The 22,830-nt window shown below is 67.1% G+C and carries 19 protein-coding genes; 12 read left to right on the forward strand and 7 right to left on the reverse strand.

What is annotated here, in order from left to right:
* The first annotated feature begins 3 nt into the window (after nucleotides 1-3).
* Nucleotides 4-2,649 (forward strand): aminopeptidase N, encoded by a 2,646-nt coding sequence (pepN, locus tag F0185_RS32310; protein WP_167232531.1) that lies wholly within the window; start codon nucleotides 4-6, stop codon nucleotides 2,647-2,649.
* A 64-nt stretch (nucleotides 2,650-2,713) separates the two neighbouring features.
* On the opposite strand, the gene yiaA is transcribed toward pepN, so the two are convergent.
* The 5 genes from yiaA to F0185_RS32335 all read right to left on the reverse strand — a co-directional run bounded on the left by yiaA (nucleotide 2,714) and on the right by F0185_RS32335 (nucleotide 7,337).
* A complete protein-coding gene (gene yiaA / locus F0185_RS32315) occupies nucleotides 2,714-3,148 on the reverse strand; it encodes an inner membrane protein YiaA (protein ID WP_166895767.1) in 435 nt (144 codons plus the stop codon).
* A 21-nt stretch (nucleotides 3,149-3,169) separates the two neighbouring features.
* Nucleotides 3,170-3,556, reverse strand: a complete 387-nt coding sequence (gene crcB / locus F0185_RS32320; RefSeq protein WP_187362711.1) for a fluoride efflux transporter CrcB — start codon at nucleotides 3,554-3,556, stop codon at nucleotides 3,170-3,172.
* Nucleotides 3,541-3,999 (reverse strand): molybdopterin synthase catalytic subunit MoaE, encoded by a 459-nt coding sequence (gene moaE, locus F0185_RS32325; RefSeq protein ID WP_166895771.1) that lies wholly within the window; start codon nucleotides 3,997-3,999, stop codon nucleotides 3,541-3,543. Before moaE ends, crcB begins: the two co-directional genes overlap by 16 nt.
* Nucleotides 3,996-6,563, reverse strand: coding sequence for a DUF349 domain-containing protein (locus F0185_RS32330; RefSeq protein WP_167232535.1), 2,568 nt, complete (start codon nucleotides 6,561-6,563; stop codon nucleotides 3,996-3,998). Before F0185_RS32330 ends, moaE begins: the two co-directional genes overlap by 4 nt.
* 159 nt (nucleotides 6,564-6,722) lie before the next feature.
* A complete protein-coding gene (locus tag F0185_RS32335) occupies nucleotides 6,723-7,337 on the reverse strand; it encodes a hypothetical protein (protein ID WP_187362712.1) in 615 nt (204 codons plus the stop codon).
* A gap of 485 nt (nucleotides 7,338-7,822) precedes the next feature.
* Between F0185_RS32335 and F0185_RS32340 the strand changes: the two genes are divergently transcribed.
* Nucleotides 7,823-10,783: a PAS domain S-box protein gene (locus F0185_RS32340; protein ID WP_229477298.1), complete on the forward strand. Its 2,961-nt coding sequence runs from the start codon at nucleotides 7,823-7,825 to the stop codon at nucleotides 10,781-10,783.
* A 126-nt stretch (nucleotides 10,784-10,909) separates the two neighbouring features.
* Nucleotides 10,910-11,299 (forward strand): hypothetical protein, encoded by a 390-nt coding sequence (locus F0185_RS32345; protein WP_167232539.1) that lies wholly within the window; start codon nucleotides 10,910-10,912, stop codon nucleotides 11,297-11,299.
* On the opposite strand, the gene F0185_RS32350 is transcribed toward F0185_RS32345, so the two are convergent.
* On the reverse strand, nucleotides 11,296-12,330 hold the full coding sequence (locus F0185_RS32350) for a metallophosphoesterase (protein WP_167232541.1): 1,035 nt from the start codon (nucleotides 12,328-12,330) through the stop codon (nucleotides 11,296-11,298). The genes F0185_RS32345 and F0185_RS32350 overlap by 4 nt on opposite strands.
* A gap of 198 nt (nucleotides 12,331-12,528) precedes the next feature.
* Here F0185_RS32350 and F0185_RS32355 point away from each other — a divergent pair, with 198 nt between their 5' ends.
* From F0185_RS32355 to F0185_RS32375, 5 genes are all read left to right on the forward strand, one after another.
* Nucleotides 12,529-12,930 (forward strand): hypothetical protein, encoded by a 402-nt coding sequence (locus F0185_RS32355; protein WP_167232543.1) that lies wholly within the window; start codon nucleotides 12,529-12,531, stop codon nucleotides 12,928-12,930.
* A gap of 219 nt (nucleotides 12,931-13,149) precedes the next feature.
* Nucleotides 13,150-13,674 (forward strand): hypothetical protein, encoded by a 525-nt coding sequence (locus F0185_RS32360; protein WP_167232545.1) that lies wholly within the window; start codon nucleotides 13,150-13,152, stop codon nucleotides 13,672-13,674.
* Nucleotides 13,665-14,096 carry a PIN domain-containing protein gene (locus tag F0185_RS32365; protein ID WP_167232547.1) on the forward strand — a complete coding sequence of 144 codons (432 nt, stop codon included), beginning with the start codon at nucleotides 13,665-13,667 and terminating at the stop codon, nucleotides 14,094-14,096. The genes F0185_RS32360 and F0185_RS32365 overlap by 10 nt, the downstream gene beginning before the upstream one ends.
* A gap of 201 nt (nucleotides 14,097-14,297) precedes the next feature.
* Entirely contained in the window at nucleotides 14,298-15,569 is a 1,272-nt protein-coding gene (locus F0185_RS32370) for an exonuclease SbcCD subunit D C-terminal domain-containing protein (protein WP_167232549.1), read from the forward strand.
* Nucleotides 15,566-19,327 carry an AAA family ATPase gene (locus F0185_RS32375; protein WP_167232551.1) on the forward strand — a complete coding sequence of 1,254 codons (3,762 nt, stop codon included), beginning with the start codon at nucleotides 15,566-15,568 and terminating at the stop codon, nucleotides 19,325-19,327. Before F0185_RS32370 ends, F0185_RS32375 begins: the two co-directional genes overlap by 4 nt.
* A gap of 24 nt (nucleotides 19,328-19,351) precedes the next feature.
* Here F0185_RS32375 and F0185_RS32380 read toward each other — a convergent pair whose 3' ends face one another.
* The gene (locus F0185_RS32380; RefSeq protein ID WP_167232553.1) at nucleotides 19,352-19,504 is read right to left on the reverse strand and encodes a hypothetical protein; all 153 of its coding nucleotides are present in this window, start codon (nucleotides 19,502-19,504) and stop codon (nucleotides 19,352-19,354) included.
* A gap of 125 nt (nucleotides 19,505-19,629) precedes the next feature.
* On the opposite strand from F0185_RS32380, the gene F0185_RS32385 reads away from it, so the two are divergent.
* The 4 genes from F0185_RS32385 (at nucleotide 19,630) to F0185_RS32400 (ending at nucleotide 22,809) form a co-directional block, all read left to right on the forward strand.
* Nucleotides 19,630-19,842, forward strand: coding sequence for a hypothetical protein (locus F0185_RS32385; RefSeq protein ID WP_167232555.1), 213 nt, complete (start codon nucleotides 19,630-19,632; stop codon nucleotides 19,840-19,842).
* Between the two features lie 104 nt (nucleotides 19,843-19,946).
* Nucleotides 19,947-20,798 (forward strand): hypothetical protein, encoded by an 852-nt coding sequence (locus F0185_RS32390; RefSeq protein ID WP_167232557.1) that lies wholly within the window; start codon nucleotides 19,947-19,949, stop codon nucleotides 20,796-20,798.
* Between the two features lie 98 nt (nucleotides 20,799-20,896).
* Nucleotides 20,897-22,054, forward strand: coding sequence for a methyltransferase (locus F0185_RS32395; RefSeq protein WP_167232559.1), 1,158 nt, complete (start codon nucleotides 20,897-20,899; stop codon nucleotides 22,052-22,054).
* The gene (locus tag F0185_RS32400; protein ID WP_167232561.1) at nucleotides 22,033-22,809 is read left to right on the forward strand and encodes a substrate-binding periplasmic protein; all 777 of its coding nucleotides are present in this window, start codon (nucleotides 22,033-22,035) and stop codon (nucleotides 22,807-22,809) included. The genes F0185_RS32395 and F0185_RS32400 overlap by 22 nt, the downstream gene beginning before the upstream one ends.
* Nucleotides 22,810-22,830 lie beyond the last annotated feature (21 nt).

The following is a 22,830-nucleotide window of genomic DNA, read 5'->3' on the forward strand; positions in this document are numbered from 1 at the left end:
GCCTTGTCTGCTTCGTCTCTTTCCCGCTTCAGCGCCGTGGGCGCCCTCCTCCTGGCCAGCGCCGCCTGCGCGGCCGCGCCACCAGCGGCGCCCGCGCGCACCGACGCGCTGACCCACGCCGACGCCATGGCGCGCTCCCAGCGCATCGCCAACGTGGCCTATGTGCTCGACTTTACGCTGAGCGGCAAAGAGACCTTCGACGGCGCCAGCACCTTGCAGTTCGACCTGGCGGACACGCGCGCGCCGATCCGGGTGGACCTGGACAAGGCCACCATCGCCAGCCTCACCGTCAACGGCGTGGCGCTCGCGCCGCAGTACAACCAAGCCTACCTCACGATCGCCGCGCGCGACCTGAAGGTGGGACGCAACAGCATCACCGTGACCTACCAGCGCGCGCACAGCACCAATGGCGAAGGCCTGCACCGCATGCTCGATCCGGTCGACGGCAAGGTCTACACCTACTCGCACTTCGAGCCGGCGGCGGCGAGCCAGATGTTCGCCCTGTTCGACCAGCCCGACCTGAAAGCGACCTACCAGTTGACGGTGACCGCGCCGGCCGACTGGCAGGTGGTCTCCACCAAGCGCGAAAGCGCCATCGAAGAGCGCGGCGCCACGCGGCGCTGGACCTTCCCGGCCACCAGGCAACTGTCGGCCTACAATTTTTCGATGCACGCCGGCCCGTACAAGGTCTGGGAAGACAACAGCGGCCCGTATCCGATGCGCCTGTTCGCGCGCCAGTCGGTGGCCGCCCAGGTGTCGCCCGCCGACTGGTTCAAGTACACCAGACAGGGCCTGGCCTACTTCGACAATTACTTCGGCATCCCCTACCAGTTCGAAAAATACGACCAGCTGATGGTGCCGGACTTCCTGTACGGCGCGATGGAAAACGCGGCGGCGGTCACCTTCGCCGAAAACGGTTTCCTGTACAAGACGGCCATGACCGAGGCCCAGCGCGAAAGCCTGGCCGAAGTCATCCTGCACGAAATGGCGCACCAGTGGTTCGGCGACCTGGTGACCATGAAATGGTGGAACGGCCTGTGGCTCAACGAAAGCTTCGCCTCCTTCATGGCCACCATGGCGACGGCCGAATCGACCGAATTCACCGGCGCCTGGCAAACCTTCTATGCCGAAGGCAAGCAGCAAGCCTACGTGCAGGACCAGAGCCCGGCCACGCACCCGATCGAGGTGCCGGTGGCGTCGAGCGCCAACGCGTTCGATAACATCGATGCGATCACCTATTCGAAAGGCGCGTCCACCCTCAAGCAGCTGCGCCACCTCTTGGGCGAAGAGGTGTTCCGCAAGGGCGTGCACAACTACCTCGTCAAGTACCAGTACAAGAACGCGCAGCTGGACGATTTCATCGGCAGCCTGGGCGACGCCGCCGGGCGCGATCTCACGCCGTGGACCCGGCAATGGCTGTACAAGGCCGGCGTGAACACGCTGGCGGCCGACTACCGCTGCCAGGCCGGCAAAGTGGCCAGCTTCACCCTGCGCCAAAGCGCCCCGCCCGCGCTGCCGACCCTGCGCGAGCAACGCGTGCAGGTCGCCACGTTCGTGCTCGATGGCGGCAAGCTCGCTCGCGGCAAGACCGTGGCCGTCACCTACAAGGGCGCCGCCACCCGCGTGCCGGAACTGGTGGGCAGCGCCTGCCCCGACCTGGTGTATCCGAACTACCAGGACTGGGGCTACGTCAAGGTCAAGCTGGACCAGCGCTCGTTCGCCTCCGCCAGCGCGCACCTGGGCGCCATCGACGAGCCGCTGCTGCGCGCGATGATGTGGCAAAGCCTGTGGGATGGCGTGCGCGATGGCGAACTGCCGCTGGACAGATTCATCCAGACCGCGCTGGCCAACGCCCCGCTCGAAACAGACTACAAGCTGCTGGGCGACGTGCTGACCAAGGTGGCGAAAGCCAAGCACTACATCGATGTGATGCACGCGCCGCCGCGCTACGCGCAAAAGACCACCGCCGCACTCGAAGCGATGATGTGGCGCGGAGTCGAAGCGAGCAAGGGCAACGCCAACTTCACGCACCAATGGATGGACGCCTACCTGGACGCGGCCACCACCGTGCAAGCGCAAGAACGGCTGCTGTCGATCCTCCATGGCGAAACGGTGCTCGGTGGCGTGCCGCTGGACCAGGACCTGCGCTGGAAGATCATCGAAGCGCTCAGCCGCGCCGGCCACGCCGGCAGCGTGGCGCTCATCGCGGCCGAACAGGCGCGCGACAATTCCGACGCCGGCCAGGCGGCCGCGCTGCGCGCCACCGTGATCCAGCCCGACCCCGCCGTCAAGCAGCAGTGGCTGGCCACGATCATGGACTTGAAAACCCCGCTGCCGTTCGCGCGCGTGCGCACGGCGATGGAAAGCCTGTATCCGCCCGGGCAGCGCGTGCTGAGCGAAATGAGCGCGACCGAGCGCCTGCGCCAGCTGCCGGCGCTGGACAAGGCCGCCGGCCCGGTCTACATGCGCAGCTGGGCCGCGACCATGATTCCGAAGGATTGCACGCCGGCCAGCGTGGCGCGCCTGGCCAGGGCCGGCAAGGAGTTGAAGGGATTATCGGAAGGGACCATGCGCGCGCTGCGCGAACAGCATGAAAACGAGCGGCGCTGCCTGGCGGTGAGGAAGGCGATGAAATTCCCGCAGGAGTGACGGGGCAACGTACGGCGCAGGGGCCGGGCCGCGATGGCCCGGCCGGGATAACTTCAACCCGCGCTTATTCCTTGCCCGGGTCGACGTAACCGGTCGCTTCCTGCGACAGCGACACGTCGCGCACGTTCTTTTGCACCGCCACCGCCGCGAACAGGCTCAGGACGAAGGACATCGCGAAGAAGCCCTTTTCGCTCTGCGCCAGGGTGGCGTTAAACAGGCCCACCGTCAGCAGCAGCACCGACAACAGCAAGGACACCCAGCACAGCCCAAAGTAAATGCCCGTCACCTTGACGCCTTCGAGGCGGTCGCGCACCGACTTTTGCAGCGACACGGCGGCGAACAGTCCGTACATCAGCAAGGTAAAGTAGTAACCGCGCTCATTGAGCTGCATCGTCGAGTTCCACAGCCCGACCAGGTAGGTACCGGCGCCGACGAACAGGGCTGCCCACGATGCGCCGATAAAGGCCCCGGTAGGACGTTGCGGCAGTTGCTTGGACATTCAATTCTCCTTGGTTTGACATCACGTGGACAAAGCGCGCCAGCTGGCATGGCCGGCGATACAGCAGATAAGCGATCCGGCCAGGTGCAGGGACGCATGCGCCAGCGCCCAGCCATAGTCGCCGCGTTCGAGCAGCACCATCGCCTCGCCTGAAAAAGTGGAAAACGTGGTCAGCCCGCCCAGGAAACCGGTCACCGCGAACAGGCGCCATTCGGGCGGCAACTGCGGATGCGCGCCAAAAAAGCCCAGCGCCACCCCGATCAGGTAGCCGCCCGCCAGGTTCACGGCCAGGGTGCCGAGTTGCAGCTTCGGGTGCCAGGCGCCCATCCACAATGCCAGCCCCCAGCGCAGCCACGCACCGAGCGCGGCTCCCACGCCGACGGCGACAAAGCTCACCCGGCGGCCCATTTGGCCAGCGCCGCGTCGTCGCTCACGCGCGCGTCGACCCAGCGCGCGCCGTCCGGAGTTTGTTCCTTCTTCCAGAACGGGGCGTCGGTCTTGAGGTAATCGATGATGAATTCGCAGGCGGCAAACGCTTCGCCGCGGTGCGCGGCGCTGCACGCCACCAGCACGATCTGGTCGAGCGGCGCGAGCGGCCCGACCCGGTGCACCACCAGCGCGCCATACAAGGGCCAGCGCTGGCCGGCCTGCGCCACGATCTTTTCCAGCGCCTGTTCGGTCATGCCCGGATAGTGTTCGAGCTCCATCGCGGCCACGCTGGCGCCGTCGTTCATGTCGCGCACCGTGCCGACAAAGCTGACCACCGCGCCGATGCGCGCATCCTGCGCGCGCAGGGCCGCCATTTCGGTGCTCAGGTCGAAGTCGGCGGCCTGGACCCGCACCGCCATCATTTGCCGGCCTTCGATTTGTCGTCCCTGGCAATGCGCGTGAACAGGTGGTCGATGCGCGAGGCGGTGCGCTCGTCCACCAGCGCCGGCATGGCGCACAGCGGCAGGAAATGGGCCGCCTGGTTGCCCGGCTTTTGCCCGGACTTGAGCGACGATTGCAAGGTTTCGACCTGGAGTTTGAGGCGCTCGCGCGCAAATTCGCTGCCGCTGTCGATGCCGGCGACGATTTCGAGGCGCAGGATTTCGTGCAGCAGCGGCGCGCTGTTCTTCTCGAGCAGCGCGGCAAAGGCGGCACGGCCGTCGCCGCTCGCCGCCAGCGCCGCATCGAAGCGCGCCTTGAGCGTGCGTTCGTAGGTGGCGTCGAGCGCCGGCAAGGCGCTCCAGCGCGCGGCCCAGTCGCAGCTAGCGGCTTGCTCGCCGCCGGCGGCAACCTGGGCTTCGAGTTCCTGGCACAGGCGCAGCTTGTCGCGCAGCGCGCTGGCCTGGGCGCGGCTGGCCTCGCGCTTGGCGGCATCGACATGGTGCTGCAGCGCGGCGATGGCGGCGTGATAACGCTTGTCGACCTTCGCTTCGTTGGCGCGCGGGACGGCGCCGATGGCGTTCCATTCGGCCGCCGCTTCGCGCAGCAGCCTGGCGGCGTGGGCGACGGCGTCCGGCTCGCCGGCGGCGTGTTCGAGGCGCGCGCTGATGGCGTCCTTGGCTTCCTGGTGGCTGCGCCGTTCGGCGTCGGCGGCGTTGGCGCTTTCTTTACGGCGCGCGAAGACGGCGTCGCAGGCGGCGCGGAATTTCTGCCACAGGGCCTGCTCGGACTTGCGTTCGAGCGGCAGCGCCCGGGCGTGTTCCTGCCAGCGTTCCTGCAAGGCGCGCAGGGTGTCGAGCGCGTGGCGGTCGTGCGCGTCGAGCGCGGCCACCTGGGCGATCATGGCTTCGCGTTCGGCCACTTCGTTCTTGCGCTGCTGTTCCAGCGGCGCCTGCAAGGTGTTGAGCGCGTCGGTGAATTCGTGGTCGAGGCGCTTCTTTTCCTTGCGGTCGATCGCGCCCAGGTGGCTCCACGCCAGGCGCATGCGCTGCACGGTGGCGGCCATGTGCTTCCAGTCGACGCTCTCGCCTTCGGCCAGCTTGGCGGTTTCCTGCGCCGCTTCGGCGATCAGCGCTTGCGCCTTGGCCGCGTTGGTGTGGCGCTCGTCGGCCAGGTGCTTGAAGTGGGCGGCGGCCGGCGCGTAGGCGGCGCTGCAGGCGGCGTCAAAGCGCTCCCACAGGCTCTTGGGCGCGGCGCCCGACAAGGTATCGAGCGCCTTCCAGCGTTCGCGCATGCTGCCGACCTTCTTGGCCAGTTCGCTCATCGCCAGTTTTTGCGTGGTCAGTTGCTCGACCGCCTTGATCAGTTCCTCGCGCGAGACGTTGCCGCCCCAGCGCGCCCAGTCCGACAGGCGTTTGAGTTCGGCGCGCGCGTGCGCCAGGCGCTCCGACAGCGCCGGCGTGAGGCGCGTGCCCTTGCTGTCCTTGAGGATCTTGTCCATCTCGGCCGCGCTGCCGAGCGAACCTTGCTGCAAGGCCGCTTCCATCGCATCGAGCGCGTCGAGGAAGTGCTGGTCGGGCGCTTGCGCGGGGGTGTTCTTGCGCGACTCTTTGGCCGCCTTGCCAGGTGTTGCGACCGGCGCCGGCACCAAAGCAAGCAGTTCCTCGAAGCGCTGCTGCAGGTCGGCCGCTTCGGCCGGCGCGGCCGGCGGCAACTGCTGCCAGGCTTTTTTGAGTTGTTCCTGGTTGAACGCGCCGGGCGGCGTGGCGCGCCATTCGGCGAGCGCGGTTTCGCGCGCGATCACGGCCGACTGGCCCTGCTCCAGCGCGCCGAGCGACGCGGTCAGGCGCGCGTGCTCGGAAGCGAATTCATTGGTCAGGCTGCGCGGCAGCGAGGCGTGTTCCGGCGCGGCCAGGGCGGCGGCCTGGGCCTGCGCCATGGCGTCGAGCCGCTCGGCCAGGTCGGCGGCGCGCAGGTCGCCGGCGCCGAGGGCGCGCAAAGCGGTGAGGCTGTCGATCATGGCGCGCTGCAAGGTCACCTGCGCTTCGAGGCGCTGGGCCAGCCGGGTGCGGATGGCGTTGAACTGCTCGGCCAGTTCCGGGGCGGCGATCACCGACCAGCGGCGGTCCAGGTCGGCAACCTGGTTGGGCGAGAGCTTGTCGTCCTTGAGCAGGGCCTCGGCCTGGTCGATGCAGGCCTGGCCACGCCCAAGCTCGGCCTGGTGGTGGCGCAGCGCGTCCAGGCGCGATTGCATGAGCTTGGCGACGCGGCGGTCGGTGTTGCGCATGGCGGCGTGGACTTTTTCGAGCTGGGCCGCTGTATGGACGTGCTCGGCGGCAGCCAGGCGCAGCTCGGAAAAATCGGATTGCAGGATGAATTCGACGGCGGCGGCTTCATCGCCGGCCAGCGCGCCTACCTTTTCGGCCTGTTGGGCACGCAGCACGCTGGTCTGCGAGGGCTGCGGCGCCGGATTCGGGCTCGCCTGCGCGGACTTCCCGGCAGGGGTGTCGGACTTGTCGGCCGGTCGCTTGAAAAGGAATTCGAACATGACGTGAGATCAACCATTCAAAACCACCATGATAGCAAGAATGGCGCGAAAAGCACGCGATCGGCTAGAGTATTCCTGCCCGATACCGCGGGTGGCATGTGCCACCGGCTTGGCAAGCGCCGGCCCGGAGCGCTCCGGCGCGGGTGAAGCGGCCCGCCGTCAGTGGGCCAGATGGGTGGCGAAGCGACGCCGCCCGGCGTCTTCGGTGCGGGCGACTCCACGCTCCTGCCCGTAGCCGGCCGTGCCGATGGCCGGGCGCGACGGCTTGCGGTCTTGCTCGTACGCATCATGCACCAGCATTTCATTGGCGATTGAAAACCACGCCTCGCCGGAAATCACCGCCCGCGCCACCGGGAACAATTCCTTCTCCTCGCGTTCGAGGCGTTTGAGCGTGGCGCTGCAAAAGGCGTCGAGCGCGGCGCAGAACTGGGCCACGCCGGCATACGTGTCGAGCGCCGTGACACCGAGGCGCACCACCAGCACGCCCACGGCGTCGGCGGCGGCCCGGCCCAGTTCTTCCAGGTCGAGCAGCAGCCGCTCGGCGGCGGGGCTGGCCTTGCGGATGGCCGGCGCCAAAAACATGTCGATTTTGCGCCAGTGGCAATTTTCGTACAGGCGTTTGACCATCTCGCATGCGGCGCCAACCTGCCCGGCGGCCAACGCATTCTGGTGCGCGAAGGCCGAGTGAAGCAATTTTTGCAAAGTCTGCACTTGCTTGCGGATATTCGCTTGCTCGACAGACAGTGCAACCAGGGTATATGTCGCCGTTAACATTCGTTCTCCTCAGAAGATGCCCGCATACGCAAGACCCGGACGCTGCAAGCGCCCGGGAGCCTGGCTGGAGTCGTGTGTTCAGGCAGGCTTGGAGTTGTTCTTTATGAACTTTTGCATCAGCCCGGAGAAACCAGTGTAAAGAACTCCGACACCATCCGTTTGATCTAGCGCAAGGGGCGTGCCATCAGCGCGTTTCTTGTCAGCACATCGCAACGTAGCGTAGAGCATTTAGTAACGAAACGCCACGCCATGTTCTTGCACCCAAGATTTTTTCGCGTGCGCCAACCACATCACCGGTATTTGCGCGCAGAATGTAAGTTAGCCTGCGGCCGCATGCCATGCACTTGCAGCCGCGCCAAGTCTTTTGATGCTACTCAACCATCAGGGGGACGCCTATTCCTTCCGCCAGCGCATTTCGCCGATCAGCCAGGCGCCTGTTCCGGGTCCTGCTGCTCCCCTGCTTCGCGCTGGCGCTGATGGCGTCCATGTGGATCACCCTGTTTCACCAGATGGGGGTCGAGCGCGCCGCAGCCCATCACGACGCGGTCCTGGCCAGCCAGGCGCTGGCGCGCGTGCTGTCGGAGCACGTCAGCCACATCCTGCGCCAGAGCGACCATGCAACCCAGCTGTTCAAGCTCAAGTTCGAGGAAACCGACGGCGCCCTGCGCCTGGCCGAATTCAGCCGGCGCAACGGCCTGCTCGACAGCGTGCTGCCGGCCAAGCTCAATCTGCCGATGGCCCTGGTCGGGCGCGACGGCGCGATTCTCGACAGCGCCAACGGCTTCCAGGCCGGCGCCGCGGCCGGCGCGGCGTGGTTCGAGGCGCTCGCGCGCGGCGCTGGCGACGCGCCCCAGTTCTCGACCCCGGTGGTGGAGCCGCGCAGCGGCAAATGGATGATCCAGATCGCGCGCCGCCTGAACGATGGCGCCGGCCGCTTCGCCGGCGCCATCGTGATCATGATCGACCCGCTTTATTTCGTCGACGACTACGACCGCGTCAACGTCGACGACGAAGCGGCCCTGTTCCTGTGGGCCCACGATGCCCAACTGAGCATCGGGCGCGTCGGCGAGCACCTGTTCGTGGGCGAACGCCTCGGTTTTCGGGCGCACAGCAAGGGGTCGGACGAACTGGTGCCGAACGCGCCGCCGGACCGCATCGCCCGCATCTACAGCTACAGCGACATGGACCGCTACGCGCTGGTGGCGGTGGTCGGCATCACCGAGCGCGCCGCGATGGAAAAATTCGAACGGCACCGCATCCGCTACCTGGTGATCGCGCTGGCCGCAACCCTGGCGATCGCCCTGGTCACGGCGCTGCTGATGCGCCAGAGCGCGCGCCTGCGCGCCAGCATGCGCGCCGCGCGCGACGCCCAGGCCACCTCGCGCGCGGCGGCCGAGGGCAGTCTCGATGGGGTCATGTTCCTCAAGGCGCGGCGCGACGCCGATGGCCAGGTGGTGGACTTCACCGTCACCGACATCAACGACAAGGGCGCGGCCCTGCTCGGGCACACCCGGGCGGCCGTCACCGGGCAAGGCATCCTGCCGCTGCTGCCGCACAACGTCGACCCGCCGTTCCTGACGCGCTACGCCCAGGTGCTGCTCGAATCGCGCCCGCTGGAAGAAGAAGTCGAACTGCGCACGCCGGGCGAGCGCCCGGTCTGGATCCGCCATCAGATCGTGCCGCTGCCGGCCGGCGTGGCGGTGAGCTGGCGCGACATCAGCGCGCGCAAGCTGGCCGAACTCGAAATCAGCGGCAACCGTGGCTTTTTGCAATCGCTGATCGAACACCTGCCGCTGCTCATTTACGTCAAGAGCGTGCGCCCGGCCAGCTTCGGCACCATGGTGGTGTGGAACAAGGCGGCCGAAGCGGCCACCGGCTACGCCGCCGACGACGTGATCGGCCAGACCGACTGCGCCGCTTTCGCGCCGGACTTCGCCCTGTGCAGTCCCGAAGAAGACCGCGCCATGCTGGCCAGTCCGGCGGCGGTCGACCTGCCCGAAAAACCGCTGCGCCGTCCCGACGGCGAACTGCGCTACCTGCACACGGTGTCGGTGCCGCTGTTCGACAACGACGGCGTCATCGAGTATATCTTATGCATCGCCGAAGACGTCACGCGGCGCCATGAACAGGACCAGAACCTGCGCAACAGCGAAGCGCAGCTGACCGCGATCACCAACGCCTCGCCGCTCGGCCTGATCCGCGCCGACCTGCGCGGCCAATGCACCTACGTCAACCGCATGTTCGAAACGATCACCGGCGTGACGCGCGAGCGGGCGCTGGGCAGCGGCTGGAAAGACGCGCTGCTGCCCGAGGAGCGCGACAGTCTCGACACCATCTTCCGGCACCAGAGCAGGAACGCCGAGCCGTTCAAGAAAGTGGTGCGCTGCCTGCATCCCGACGGCAGCCTGGTATGGGCCTCGCTGAAGGTGGCGGCGGTGCGCATCGGCGGGCGCATCGAAGGCTTCGTGGGCACCGTCGACGACATCACCACCCTGCGCGAAGCCGAGATGGCGCTGCGCGAAAGCGAGGCGCGCCTGCGCACCATCGCCGACACCTTGCCGGCCATGGTGGCCTACATCGACGCCAACCAGGTCTACCGCTTCCACAACCTGGCCTACGACCGCGAGTTCGGGCGCGGCGGCACCCAGGTTCCGGGCATGACGGTGCGCCAGACCGTCGGCGAAAAGCGCTTCGCCACGCTCGAACCGTACATCCTGCGCGCGCTCGGCGGCGAGACCCTGGTGTTCGAAGAACACGACGAGCGCGAAGGCAGCGAGCGCGCGCTGGAAGTGACCTACATTCCCCAGCTGGGCGAGGACGGCGTGACGGTGGTCGGCTTTCACGTCATGCGCCAGGACATCACCTCGCAAAAGCGCGAGAAGAAGCGCCTGCTCAAGCTGGCCCAGGTCGACGCGCTGACCGGGCTGGCCAACCGCGCCGGCTTTTTGCACAAACTCAGCCTGGCCATGCGCGAGAGCGCCGACGACGGCCATCTGATGGCGCTGATGTACATGGATATCGACCATTTCAAGCCGGTCAACGACACCCATGGCCACCATGTGGGCGACGCCCTGCTCAAGGCGTTTTCGGCGCGCCTGGCGCAGACCCTGCGCGCCAGCGACACGGTGGCGCGCCTGGGCGGCGACGAATTCACCATCATCATGGAAAAGCTGGCGCGCCCGGAAGACGCGCAGGCGATCGCGGCCAAGATCGTTGGCGCGATGCAGGCGCCGTTCGAGCTGGGCATGGTCACGGTGTCGGTCTCGGCCAGCATCGGGCTGGCCTACTTCAGCGGCGGCCTGCCCGATCCGGACGCGCTGCTGCAGCAGGCCGACATGCAGCTGTACCAGGCCAAGCAGGCCGGGCGCAATACCTGGCGCGCGGCGGCCGGAGACCGCGCGCCGCCCGCAGCGCCGGCAAGCGCTTCCTTCCAACGGGTGTGGTAGGAATTTTCCTATTCGCTGATGTGTCCGCTTTGCAGCTGGGCGGCGCGGATTAGAATTTCCTTTCACTATTTTCTGAAAGGATTCGGCATGGACAGAAGGCCCGATGGGAGCGATGCGGCGTGGAGCATGATTGGCTTGACCATCATCGTTGCATGCATGCTGTGGAAGTGTTTCAGCACCCTTGCGGCAGCCATGCATCTTGGCCTGGAGCCGTGCATCTGGTTCACGTTTGGCGTGATCGCATTGGCGGCGAGCGCGTACGCTGTGGTCCGGCACGACTGGCCGGGCCGGGTAATCGCCTTCATCTTGCCGCTAATCTATTTCTTCTTCGTGCCCGCGCTGAATTTTTGGGCGCGCATCGGGCCGTGGGGGTTTGCCGCCCCCCGTTTCTCCGAGCATGTCAAGCACACCGATCCGCTGTGGTACGGCACGATCTGGACCCACGGCGCGGTCGTTGCGGTGCTGGTCGCCGTGGCGTTTTACCTCAACCGGGACCTGCTCGAGCGATCGTATTAACGTGCTCCATCGGCCGGAGCGCTGCTGCCGGGAGGGCTACTATCAGGGAGCAATTGCGCCGGCAGGCATCCGGCGTAACCGGGCCACGGCCGCAGGCAGCGCCAGGCCGGTGGCGCGGCCTTGGTGATGCTGCGCTGGTACAGCAGCTTGCCATGGAGGTCGTAAAACTCCGCGCTGAAACGCTCGCCGTCGATGCTGGCCCACAGGAAGCCGGGGCTGCGGTCGTAGGCGAAGTGCACCGGATTGGCGTCGCGTCCGACCAGGCGCGTGGTTTTCGAGCCGGCGCCTGAGACGATGAATTGCGTGCCGCAGCGCGCCGTCGGCCATTGCAGGTTGTGGTCGTGGGCGCTGAGGACGATGTCGGCGTTGCCGCAGATGACGTCCTCGAACAGGCGCTTGAGGGGCGCGCCGTTGATAATCTCCGGGCAAACATTGCCGCAGCCTTCATAGTTGCCCGCATTGCCGTGCTCGCCATTGGACAGGTAGGGATGGTGGCCGGCCACGATCTTCCACCTGGCCCCGGAAATCGCCAGCGCGCCGGCCAGCCAGGCGCGCTGCGTATCGGTGTTGACGCCCTGCAGGTAGCCGGTGGTGTCGAGCGCAAACAAGGCCACCTCGTCTTTCTGCACGTGATAGAACGGGTGCGGCATTTTCCAGCGCGCCGAGCGCCAGGTATAGGCGACCTGGAACTGCGGCTTCCAGTAGTCCAGGGGCGGATCGCCATAGTCGTGGTTGCCCAGCATGGCATAGAACGGCAGGTCGAGGCCGGCGTAGGGCAATTCGAACTTTTGCTGGAACTGGGGATCGTCCGGGCGGGTGATGCCTTTCCCGTAGAAATTATCGCCCAGATAGATCACGAAATCGCAGCCCTTGCGCGCGCACAAGGCCGCCATGGCCTTGCCGTTCGCGTACTGGGCGCGATTGCCTTCGCCAGCGTCGCCCAGGGCCAGGAAGCGCACCGCGCCAGTTGCCGGCAGCGCCAGCGCGGCGCACAGAAGCGCGCAGATCCGATGTGTCAGTCGAGCAAACATGGCAGTCCTCCCGGTTGGCCGTCCGGTTTGACTGTAGCAGGGGCGCCAGGACGGCCGCTGAGCGGGCACAAGCGCAAGCGCATGGCGGGTGCGCAGGCAAACGGACTAAAATACTGGACTTACCCTGCAATCGGCTGCCTGGCGTTCATCGACATGCATGCGGGTGCAGCCTGGAGAAGTTGTCGATATCGAGAAAAAATGACCACACCAGATCGCTCTGACGAGGATGATTTTTACACCCAGGACTTTGAAAAGGATGGCTTTGTGTCCGTTTGGGTGGGCAAGAAGGGCGCATGGCACGCACCAGACGTCGACATACTGCAAGAGCTTTGCGGCGTCGGCTATTACCGCCTCGACGATCAGGAAGCGAATTGTTTCGATTTCGACGAAGTGCCGTTGCAATCCCTGCTGAAAGATATTTCTTACTCCACATCGTTCATGGATGAGGTCCTGCGGGCCGCGGGTGGAAAGGGCTGTCTTCAAGCGCGCTGGGTGGTTCTGCAGTACGAGTTTGCATATGACCCGGCACAGGTGACCCGCCCCATTGCGGATGACCCAATCTTCATTGGCGCGTTTCCGTTTACGACCGACGACGAGTAGCATCGCGCTTCGGCCGCATCTCCGCCACATCCTGACTGAACGTGAGCCGACCGGCGCTGGGCGGGAACTTCAGCGAAGCGGGCCTGTCCAACTTCTATCGCAGGCAATCACTTGGCATTTTCCCAGATCCGCGCTACGAGGCGCCACAGGCGCACGGGGCACGACGGCTTAAGTGCGCTAGACTGATGCGGCATGCATGGACAACCGGGGGAACAACGCATGAGCTCACTAAATCAAAGCAGTGGCGATACCGCGAGGGGCACAGATAGGTCCTCTCCAGCAAGCGCGTCGCCGGATGAAAGCGGGGTTCAGGCGGCCCGCACAGTCCCGCCGCAATCCTACTCGACGCATTTCCATCTGAGCTACGTGACGACCGTGCATACAACGGGGAAAATTGTTGAAGACAGAAAAGTCCATCAAATTCTCTATACCTATCGACCAGAGGCGGGGACGAGCAATTCGGTTCCGCAAGCTCGCATGTCGATCACTTGCCAAATCGAGAGCGAGGATAAACATGAGCAGTTGCGCCTGCGTGTCGACAGTCCCCCCTTCGAAGGGGGGCTGGTTTCCCCCTCGGAAGTTCATCTTCCAGTGGAGAAGCCAGGGTCATCTGACGATGCATTGAAAAGCATACGTGAGAGACGTACTGCGGTACTCAAGGAGATGTTTGGAATTTGGAAAGATCGCGATGATATACCCGAGGGTCTTCAGTTTCAAAAGGCAATGAGGGACGAATGGGGTTAGTCTTATTTGACACAAACATTCTTGTCGATGCTTTGAAGGGTATTCCGGAAGCCCGTCAAGAGCTGGACTATTATGCCAACCCTGCCATCAGCGCTATCTCATGGATGGAGCTGATTGCTGGCGCACCGCTCCTGGAACAGTTGCGCGCGCATGCATTTTTGGTCAGTTTGCGATTCGACGTTATTCACACGAATGAAGCGATCATGCACGAAGCAGCCGCGGTTCGCGGCGCTAGTATCCGCAGGCCGCCGAAGATGGCGCTACCAGACGCCATCATCCGAGCCACCGGAAATGTTACGCAGCGACTGCTCATCACCCGGAATACAAAGGATTTTGTCGGCTCAAACATTCGTGTTCCCTATGAACTTGACACGCAAACCATCGTACGCGTCATTAATGTCGTTCCGCCGCCCCCGCCATGACGGCGCAGAAACACAAATGAGCCGGCTGCAGGACGGGGGACTGCTGGCGGCCGGAACATTTGTCGCGTGGGGTGAAGGCCGCGCCGCGCTGGCTTTTCTGCGCCGCTTTCTCAAGTGAGCGCGCCGCCGCCTGCGCCGGCGCCGGTCGTGCGTCGCCATATTGCGCTATATTGAGCGCCTGTTCCTCGCCTCAACACACCTATGCGCCTGCTGCACACTTCCGACTGGCATCTGGGCCAGACTCTCCATAATCACGACCGCACCTACGAGCACCAGTGTTTTCTCGACTGGCTGCTCGACATCATCGTGCTGGAGCGCCCCGACGCGCTGCTGGTCGCCGGAGACGTGTTCGATACCGCAAATCCGTCCGCCGCGTCGCAAAAGCAGTTGTACCGCTTCTTGCAGCAGGCCCGCACCCGCGCGCCCTTGCTCGACATCGTCATCATCGCCGGCAACCACGATTCGCCCGGCCGCCTGGAAGCGCCCGCGCCGCTGCTCGAAGCCTACGGCACCACCGTGGTCGGCCACGTGGCGCGCCGGCGCGACGGCGAGATCGACCTCGAACGCCTGATCGTGCCGCTGCACGACGCGGCCGGCGCGGTGGCGGCGTGGTGCATCGCCGTGCCCTTCCTGCGCCCGGGCGACGTGCCGCGTGTGGCGCCGCCCGGGCCGGTGGCGCCAGCCACAGATGCGCCGCCGCCCGACCCCTACCTGAACGGCATCGCCCTGCTCTACCAGCAGGTGTTCGCGCTGGCCAAAGCCCGTTGCGAAGACGGCCAGGTGGTCGTCGCGATGGGTCACTGTCACATGGTCGACGGCCAGGCCTCGCTCGACTCCGAGCGCCGCATCGTCATCGGCGGCACCGAAGCGCTGCCGGCGGCGATGTTCGATCCGGCCATCGCCTATGCCGCGCTGGGCCACCTGCACCTGGCGCAGCGCGTCGGCCAGAAGGAGCAGGTGCGCTACAGCGGCAGTCCGCTGCCGCTGTCGTTCTCCGAAGTGGCCTACCAGCACCAGATTTTGCGCGTCGACCTGATCGACGGCGCCGTCAAGGTCGAACCGCTGCTGGTGCCGCGCGCGGTCGACCTGCTGCGCGTGCCGGCCCAACCGGCGCCCCTGGAAGAAGCACTGGCCGCGCTCGCGGCGCTCGAGCTGGAAGACTTGCCGCTGCCGGCCCAGCCCTTTCTGGAGGTGCGGGTGTTGCTGGACGCGCCAGAACCGGGCCTGCGCGGCCGGGTCGAAGCGGCCATCGCCGGTAAACCGGTGCGCCTGGCGAAAATCGAACCGACCCGCAAGCACAATGGCGCGGGCGAGGCGGGCACGGTGCTCTCGCTCGAGCAGTTGGCGCAGATCCAGCCGGACGATATTTTTCGCCGCCTGTACCGCCAGAAATTCGGCGACGAGGCGCCGCCCGACCAGCTCAGCGCTTTTGCGGAACTGATGCTGCCCGGCGCGCACGGGGACGACGCATGAAGATCCTCAAAATCAGCGGCAGGAACCTCGCTTCGCTGGCCGGCGAATTTTGCGTCGACTTCGAACAGGAGCCGCTCGCCGCGGCCGGCCTGTTCGCCATCAGCGGCCCCACCGGCGCGGGCAAAAGCACCCTGCTCGACGCCCTCTGCCTGGCCTTGTACAACGCCACGCCACGGCTGCTCAAGATCGTGCGCAACGGCAGCGTGCTGCCCGATGTGGGCCAGGACACCGTCTCGGCCCACGATCCGCGTACCTTGCTGCGGCGTGGCGCGGGCGAGGCATATGCCGAAGTCGACTTTGTCGGGAACGACCAGTTGCGCTACCGCGCGCGCTGGAGCGTGCGGCGCTCGCGCGGCAAGGCCGGCGGCGGCCTGCAGCCATCGGCCATGAGCCTTCAGCGCTTGCCGGAGCTGATCGCGCTCGGTGGAACAAAAACCGAAGTGCTCGACGAGATTACCAAGTGTATCGGGCTCTCGTTCGAACAGTTCACGCGCGCCGTGCTGCTGGCGCAGAACGAATTTTCCGCCTTCCTGAAGACCGAGGAAAACGACCGCGGCGAGCTGCTCGAGACCTTGACCGGAAGCGCCATCTACACCGCCATTTCAAAGCGCGCATTCGAGCGCTTCCGGAACGAGCAAAAAGAACTGGAACGCCTCACCGCGCGCCTGGCCGACCAGGCCCCGCTGCCCGCCGAGGCGCGCGCCGGCATCGACGAACGCAGCGGCGCCGCCGACATCGCCCTGGCGGCGCTGGACCAGCGCAAGGCCCTGCTCGAGCATCAACTGCGCTGGCACCAGGAGCGTGCGCGCCTGCGCCGCAACGAACTGCTGGCCGAGGAAACGCTGGCCAGCGCCCACGCCGACGCCACCCAAGCCGAGGCGCGCCGGCGCCACCTGGCCACGCTGGACGCGCTGCAACCGGCGCGCGCGCTGCTGGCCGAACAGGCCCGGCTCGACGCCGACCTCGCCGCCATCGAGCAAGCGCTGGCGGCCAGCGGCGGCGAGCTGCAACGCGCCCAGGACACGCTGCAAGGCGCGACCGTCGCTTTCGCCGGCGCCAGCGCCGCCTTGCAGGACAAGGAACAAGCCCTGCGCGCCAGTGCGCCGCAGCTGGACCAGGCCAAGGCGTTCGACGCCAGCATCGCGGCGCTCAAACCGTCGCACGCCAAGGCGGCGCAGGTGCGCGAGCACGCCACGCGCGACGCCGCCCAGGCCGGCGCCGCGCTGGAAGCGAAAGGCGCCGAACTGGCCGCGCTGCGCAGCGCGCACCAGCAAGGCGCCGACTGGCTGGTGCGCCAAAGCGACTGGGAAGTACTGGCCGCCGGGTGGCCGCGCTGGGACACGCTGTTCGCCCAGGCCGCGCAAGCCGCTGCGCAGGACAGCGCCAGCGCCGCCGGCCTGGACGCGGCGCAGCAAGCCATGCTGGCCGCCACCGACAGCGAAGCGCGCGCCGCCGAAGCGCTGGCGCAATCGACCCAGCAACTGCAAGCGTTGGAGACCACGCGCCAGCAAGCCATCAGCGCGCTTGACGCCGTCGACGCCGACCAGCTGCGCGCCGAACGCACGGCGCTCGACCGGCATCGCGACAGCCTGGTCGAGGCCGAGAAAATCTGGGCCGCCGTGAACGCGACGCGCGAGCGCCTGCGCCAGGCCGGCGCCAATGCGGCGCGTGCGCGCGGCGCGATCGCCGCCGCCGACAACGCGCTGGACGCGCGCGTGGCCGCCGGCGGCGCGCTCGAAGCGGCACTGGCCCAGGCCGAGCGCTCGCTCAAGATCGCCGAGCTGGCGTGCGCCGACAGCGTCGTCGACCTGCGCGCCAACCTCGATGACGGCCAGCCCTGCCCCGTGTGCGGCAGCGCCGAGCACCCGTACCAGCACCAGGATGCGGGCCTGCGCGCCATGCTGGACAGCCTGCGCGCGGAAGTGGCCGCGTGCCGCGCCGCGCTGCAAGAGAACCTGTCGGCCCAGGCCACCGAACGCGCGCTCGCCGCGGCCGCCAGCGTCCAGCTCGACGCCAGCGTGCGCGAACACGAGCTGCTCGACGCCACCCTGGCGGAGGCTCACGCGGCATGGAACGAGCACGCCCTGGCCGACGTCGCGCCCGAAGAAACCGCACGCGGCGCGTGGTTCGTCGGCGAAGTGGCCGCGCTCAAGGCGCGCTCGCAGCAGCTCGACGAACGCGAACGGGCCGCGCGCACGGCCGCCAGCGCGCGCGACGCCGCGCAGCGCGCCTGCGATACGGCCAACAGCGCCCACGCGCGCCTGCAGGAAGCCGCCAGCGCCGGGCGCACCGCCCTGGCCCAGGCCAGCGCCCAGCACGCGGCGCTGTCGGACAAGCGCACCCGCGCGGCAAGCGCCCTGGCGCAGCTGCTGGAAGAACTCAACCCCGCCTTGAGCGGCGACTGGACCAGCGCATGGCGGCGCGACGCGGCGGCGTTTCGCGATGCGCGCGCCGCCGAAGCGCAGCAATGGCGCACGCAATCGGCGCAGCACGCCAGCCGCGCCGCGACGATCCTGACGCTGGAAGCGGCCAATCTGGCGGCGGCCGGCGACCTGGAACGCGCGCGCCAGGCCAGCGCCGGCGCCGACGCCGACTTTGCACGGATCGACGCCGAAGTCCGGGCCATGCATGCGCAGCGCGCCGCGCTGTGGGGCGGGCAGCCGGTGCGCGAGATCGAGGCGCAGCTGGCCGGCGCCGTCGACGCGGCCCGCGCCGCGCTGGCGCAGCAGCAAAGCGCCGCCCAGCAAGCGGCGCAAGCCGAAACGCGCGCGCGCGACGCGCTGCTGCACCTTGGCGCCCGGCTCACCGGCTCGCAGACCGGCAGGCAGCAGGTGAGCGAGCGGCTGGCGCAATGGCTGGCCAGCTACGGCGAACGCCATCCGGCGTTGGAGAGCGTGGCCGATGGCGCGCGCCTGGCCGACCTGCTGGCGGAGGACGCCGGCGTCATCATGCGGGAGCGCGCCGCCTTGCAGGCGCTCGACGAGCGCAGCGCCAACGCGGCGGCGGTGCTGGCCGAACGCCGCGCCCAGCGCGAACTGCACGAGCGGCACGAACGGCAGGAGCGGGATGGCGACGATCCGGCCGCCAGCGAGGCCTTGCTGGAGCACACGCTGGCCCAGTTGGTCGACGAGCGCAACGCGGCCGCCGGCGACGCCGCCGCGCTGCGTTTGCAGATCGCCCAGGACGACGTGCGGCGCACGCAGGCGCAGGCGGTCATGGCGCAGATCGAGGAACAGCAGTTGCGCGAGCGGCGCTGGGGCAAGATGAACGAGTTGATCGGCTCGGCCGACGGCAAGAAATTCCGCAACTACGCGCAGCAGTTCACGCTCGATGTGCTGCTCGGGTACGCCAACAGCCACCTGCATCACCTGGCCAAGCGCTATCGCCTCGAACGCGTGGTCAACGCAGCCGGGCCGTCGCTCGGGCTGATGGTGCGCGACCAGGACATGGGCGGCGAGGTCCGCTCGGTCAATTCGCTCTCGGGCGGCGAATCGTTCCTGGTGTCGCTGGCGCTGGCGCTGGGACTGGCGTCGCTATCGTCGAACCGGGTGCGGGTCGAGTCGCTGTTCATCGACGAGGGTTTCGGCAGCCTCGACAGCGAAACGCTGCGGGTGGCGATGGATGCGCTGGACGGCTTGCAGTCGATGGGCCGCAAGGTCGGCGTGATCTCGCATGTGCAGGAGATGACGGAACGCATTGCAACGCGCATCCTGGTGCAGCCGGGCGGCGGCGGCACCAGTACCGTGACGGTGCAATAAACCGCCCGCTTTGTTTTCAAGCACTTATCGTTTTGCTTTCGCCAACTGCACCTTGGTCCGCTCCCATCCCAGCTCGCGCCGGATTTCCTGCGGGTCGGGCGGCGGGCGGCGCTGGGCGATTTGCGTGCGCAGCCACTGGCGCACGCTTTCCTTGCTTGGTTGCTTGTCGGTGTTCATGTTGCTTCCTGTCTCGATCTGTTCGCCCAGGGGCCTGCTCCGTTAACGCCGTGCCAGGCCAACAGTTGACTGCGACTGCGCATCCCGATGATAAAATGCGCGTTTTTTACGTCCGGATCTTTCCCATGTCAAAACCCGCCCGCGTGCTGACCTTTAAATGCGTCAAGTGCGAGAAACCTGTCAAAGTCTTCCTGCAGAAAGTGTCCGCCTGCTCCCACATCCAGCCCTACCAGGGCGTGTGCGCCTGCGGGGAAATCAAGCGCCATGCGACAGGAAGCAAGGACGCAGTTCAATCCTATCTCGCTTCGCCAGAAGGGCAATGGTCCCATCACCATTGATTGAGATGCCTCAAGGCAATAAAAAAATAATAGAAAAATAACTAAAGTAATCGGCATGACTGCCGTTATGGTCAGTAACGCAACGTTTTTATTGTCTGGCCACCATGTCTTTTTTGTCCGCCCTGAGCGCCCGCGCGCCCGTTTCCACTGTCCCTCCCGCCATCGCGCAGGGTGGCGGCCGGAACGTGGGCGCGCAACTGACCCCGGCCAGCGGCAATGTCGCCCCGCGTTTGCCGGTGGTCGATCCGGTGTCGCTGTACAACGATAACGTCAGCTTGTCGCCACAGAGCATGATCAACCGGGTCGGCGACCTGGCCAGCTCCACCGTCGATGTGGCGCAAAAGTTTCTCGATACCTTTGTGGGCAAGTTGTTCGGCGACGCCGCCAAGGGCGCCACGGTCAGTTTCGACGCCGTGGCGGTGCAGGCGCAGTCGGCGTTGTCAAGCTCCGCCATGCAAAACGGCAGCGTGCGCAGCAGCGCCTTTTCCCTGAACGAGTCCGCCAGTTTCATCGGCACCGGCCAATTGCGCACGGCCGACGGCCAGACCTTCGATTTCGAGCTGGAAGTCAATTACGAAGCCAGTGCCAGCCTGGCCAGCGAAGCGCGCGCCGACACGGCGGCGAACCCCGCATCGGCCAATCGCCCGGCCCGGCTCGATTCGCCCGATGTGCTGGTACTGACCGGCAAACCGCTGCCGCCGGTGAAGTTTCCCGGCAGCCTGGACGACCTGTTCAAGCTGCTCGGACGCGAATTGCAGGCCAACGTCAATGGCCCGTCCGGCGAAGGCGGCGGCGATCTCAGCTTGCGCCTGTTGCGCCTGGTCGACCGCGCCGCCCTGCTGGCCCCGCGCCCGCGCGCCGACCAGCCGGACGTGCCGGCACAAGACCGCAGCAAGGTGCTGGCCAGCTCCTACGGCAGCGCCCCGGCGGGCGCGGGCATGCTGGCGCGCGCCTGACGAGGCCACAGGCCCACGTATAATAGTGATATCGACGCCCCGTGCCCGCACGGGGCGCTTGCCGTTTTCCGTTTTCGCACCACTGACCGATCGCCCCCATGCAACCTGAACACACTGCCGACGCCCCGGCGCGCATCCACTGGACCGAAGAGGGCCAGCCGCGCAGCGCGCGCTGGCGCTCCGAGAGCGGCATGCCGCCGCCCAAAAAAGTCGTCATCGCCGACGACAAAACCCCGGCCGACGTGGCCTACCGCCTCGCCTGCGAAGGCACCGCCCTGCTCTGGCGCGGCGACTTCCACAACGCGCGCCAGCTGCTGCAAGCGCTGGCGCGCCGCGCCGACCATAAAGGCGGGCGCGCCAAGGCGCCCAAGGCGCCCGCCTCGCCGGCCGACGCCTTCCACCTGCACCGCCAGGCCCAGTCGCAGCGCGCCCGCACCCTGGCCATGCTGCTGCTGCCGTTCGAGGCCGACTACAGCGTGCCGCTGCGGCGCGCGCCGGATGTCAAACAAGCCTGCAACGAAGCCTACGGGCGCAGCGACGAAGCTTTCGTGGCGTCGATGCGCGAGCTGCTTGGCCTGATCGGCGCCCACGAGTGGCGCAAGAACGGCGTCGAGATTGCCGCGCTGGAGGCGCGCATCCACCCGCACTACGGCGTGTTTTCGCCCATCCGCGGCGAGTACGTGACGCTGGTGGCCGACGCGCCGCTGCCGGACGGGTGCGCGCTGGCGTTCGACATCGGCACCGGCACCGGCGTGCTGGCGGCCCTGCTGGCGCAGCGCGGCGTGGCGCGCGTGGTGGCCACCGACATGGATGCGCGGGCGCTGTCCTGCGCGCGCGAAAACCTGCAGCGCCTCGGCCTGGCCGGCACGGTCGACGTGGTGCAGGCCGACCTGTTCCCGGAAGGGCGCGCCAAGCTGGTGGTGTGCAATCCGCCCTGGCTGCCGGGGCGCCCGAGTTCGTCGATCGAGTACGCGGTGTACGACCCGGACAGCCGCATGCTCAAGGGCTTCCTCAATGGCCTGGCGGCGCACCTGGCGCCCGGCGGCGAGGGCTGGCTGATTCTGTCCGACCTGGCCGAGCACCTCGGCCTGCGCCCGCGCGAGCAGTTGCTCGCGCTGATCGCGGGCGGCGGCCTTGAAGTCATCGAACGCCACGACGTGCGTCCCACCCATCCGCGCGCGGCCGATGCCGCCGACCCGCTGCACGCCGCGCGCGCCGCCGAACTGACCTCGCTATGGCGCCTGCGCGCACTGTAAGGGGCCTGCTGGCCGCCGCGGCGCTGCTGGCCTGCACGCACGCCGCCGCCTGCAGCCGCCCGCTGAACATGGTCAGCGAGGAGTGGCCGCCCTACTCCTTCACCAACGAAGAAAACCTCCAGACCGGCCTCGATATGGACATGGCCAAGGCAATCCTCAAGGAAGCCGGCTGCACCCTGGTCACCGCCCCGCCGCTGCCGACGGTGCGGCGCATGCTGCTGTTCGAGCGTGGCGACTTCGACCTGATGCTGGCCGCCACCGACACGCCGGAGCGGCGCCGTTTCGCGCGCTTTTCCACCCCCTACCGGCACGAGACAGTGGCGCTGTTCGTGCTGGCGCGCGACTATGCGCGTTACGCCGGCGTGACCAGCATGACGGGGGTCGCGCGCGAACAGGCGGCCGTGCTGGCGCCGCGCGTCGGCTGGTACGGGCCGCAATTCGCGCACGCCGCGCCAGGCCTGCGCGCCGCCGGGCGCCTGTTCGAATTCGGCGCCTTCGAGCAGGGCATGCGCATGCTGGGCGCCGGACGCGCGCAGCTGATCATGGGCGACCGCGCCGCCATCATGTACGAAGCGCAGCGCCAGAAGCTGGTGCTGCGCCAGTTACCCTTTGTACTGCAGCAGGCGCCGGTGCACCTGATGCTCAGCCGCGCCAGCACCACCGACAACGACCTGGCGCGCATCAACGCCGCCATCGCGCGACTGGAGAAAAACGGCGCCCTGCAAGCACTGCGCGCACGCTACGATTTGCGCTGACGGACAGATCATTTGCATATT

This window comes from Massilia rubra (genome assembly GCF_011682065.1).
Classification (GTDB): domain Bacteria; phylum Pseudomonadota; class Gammaproteobacteria; order Burkholderiales; family Burkholderiaceae_D; genus Telluria_A; species Telluria_A rubra.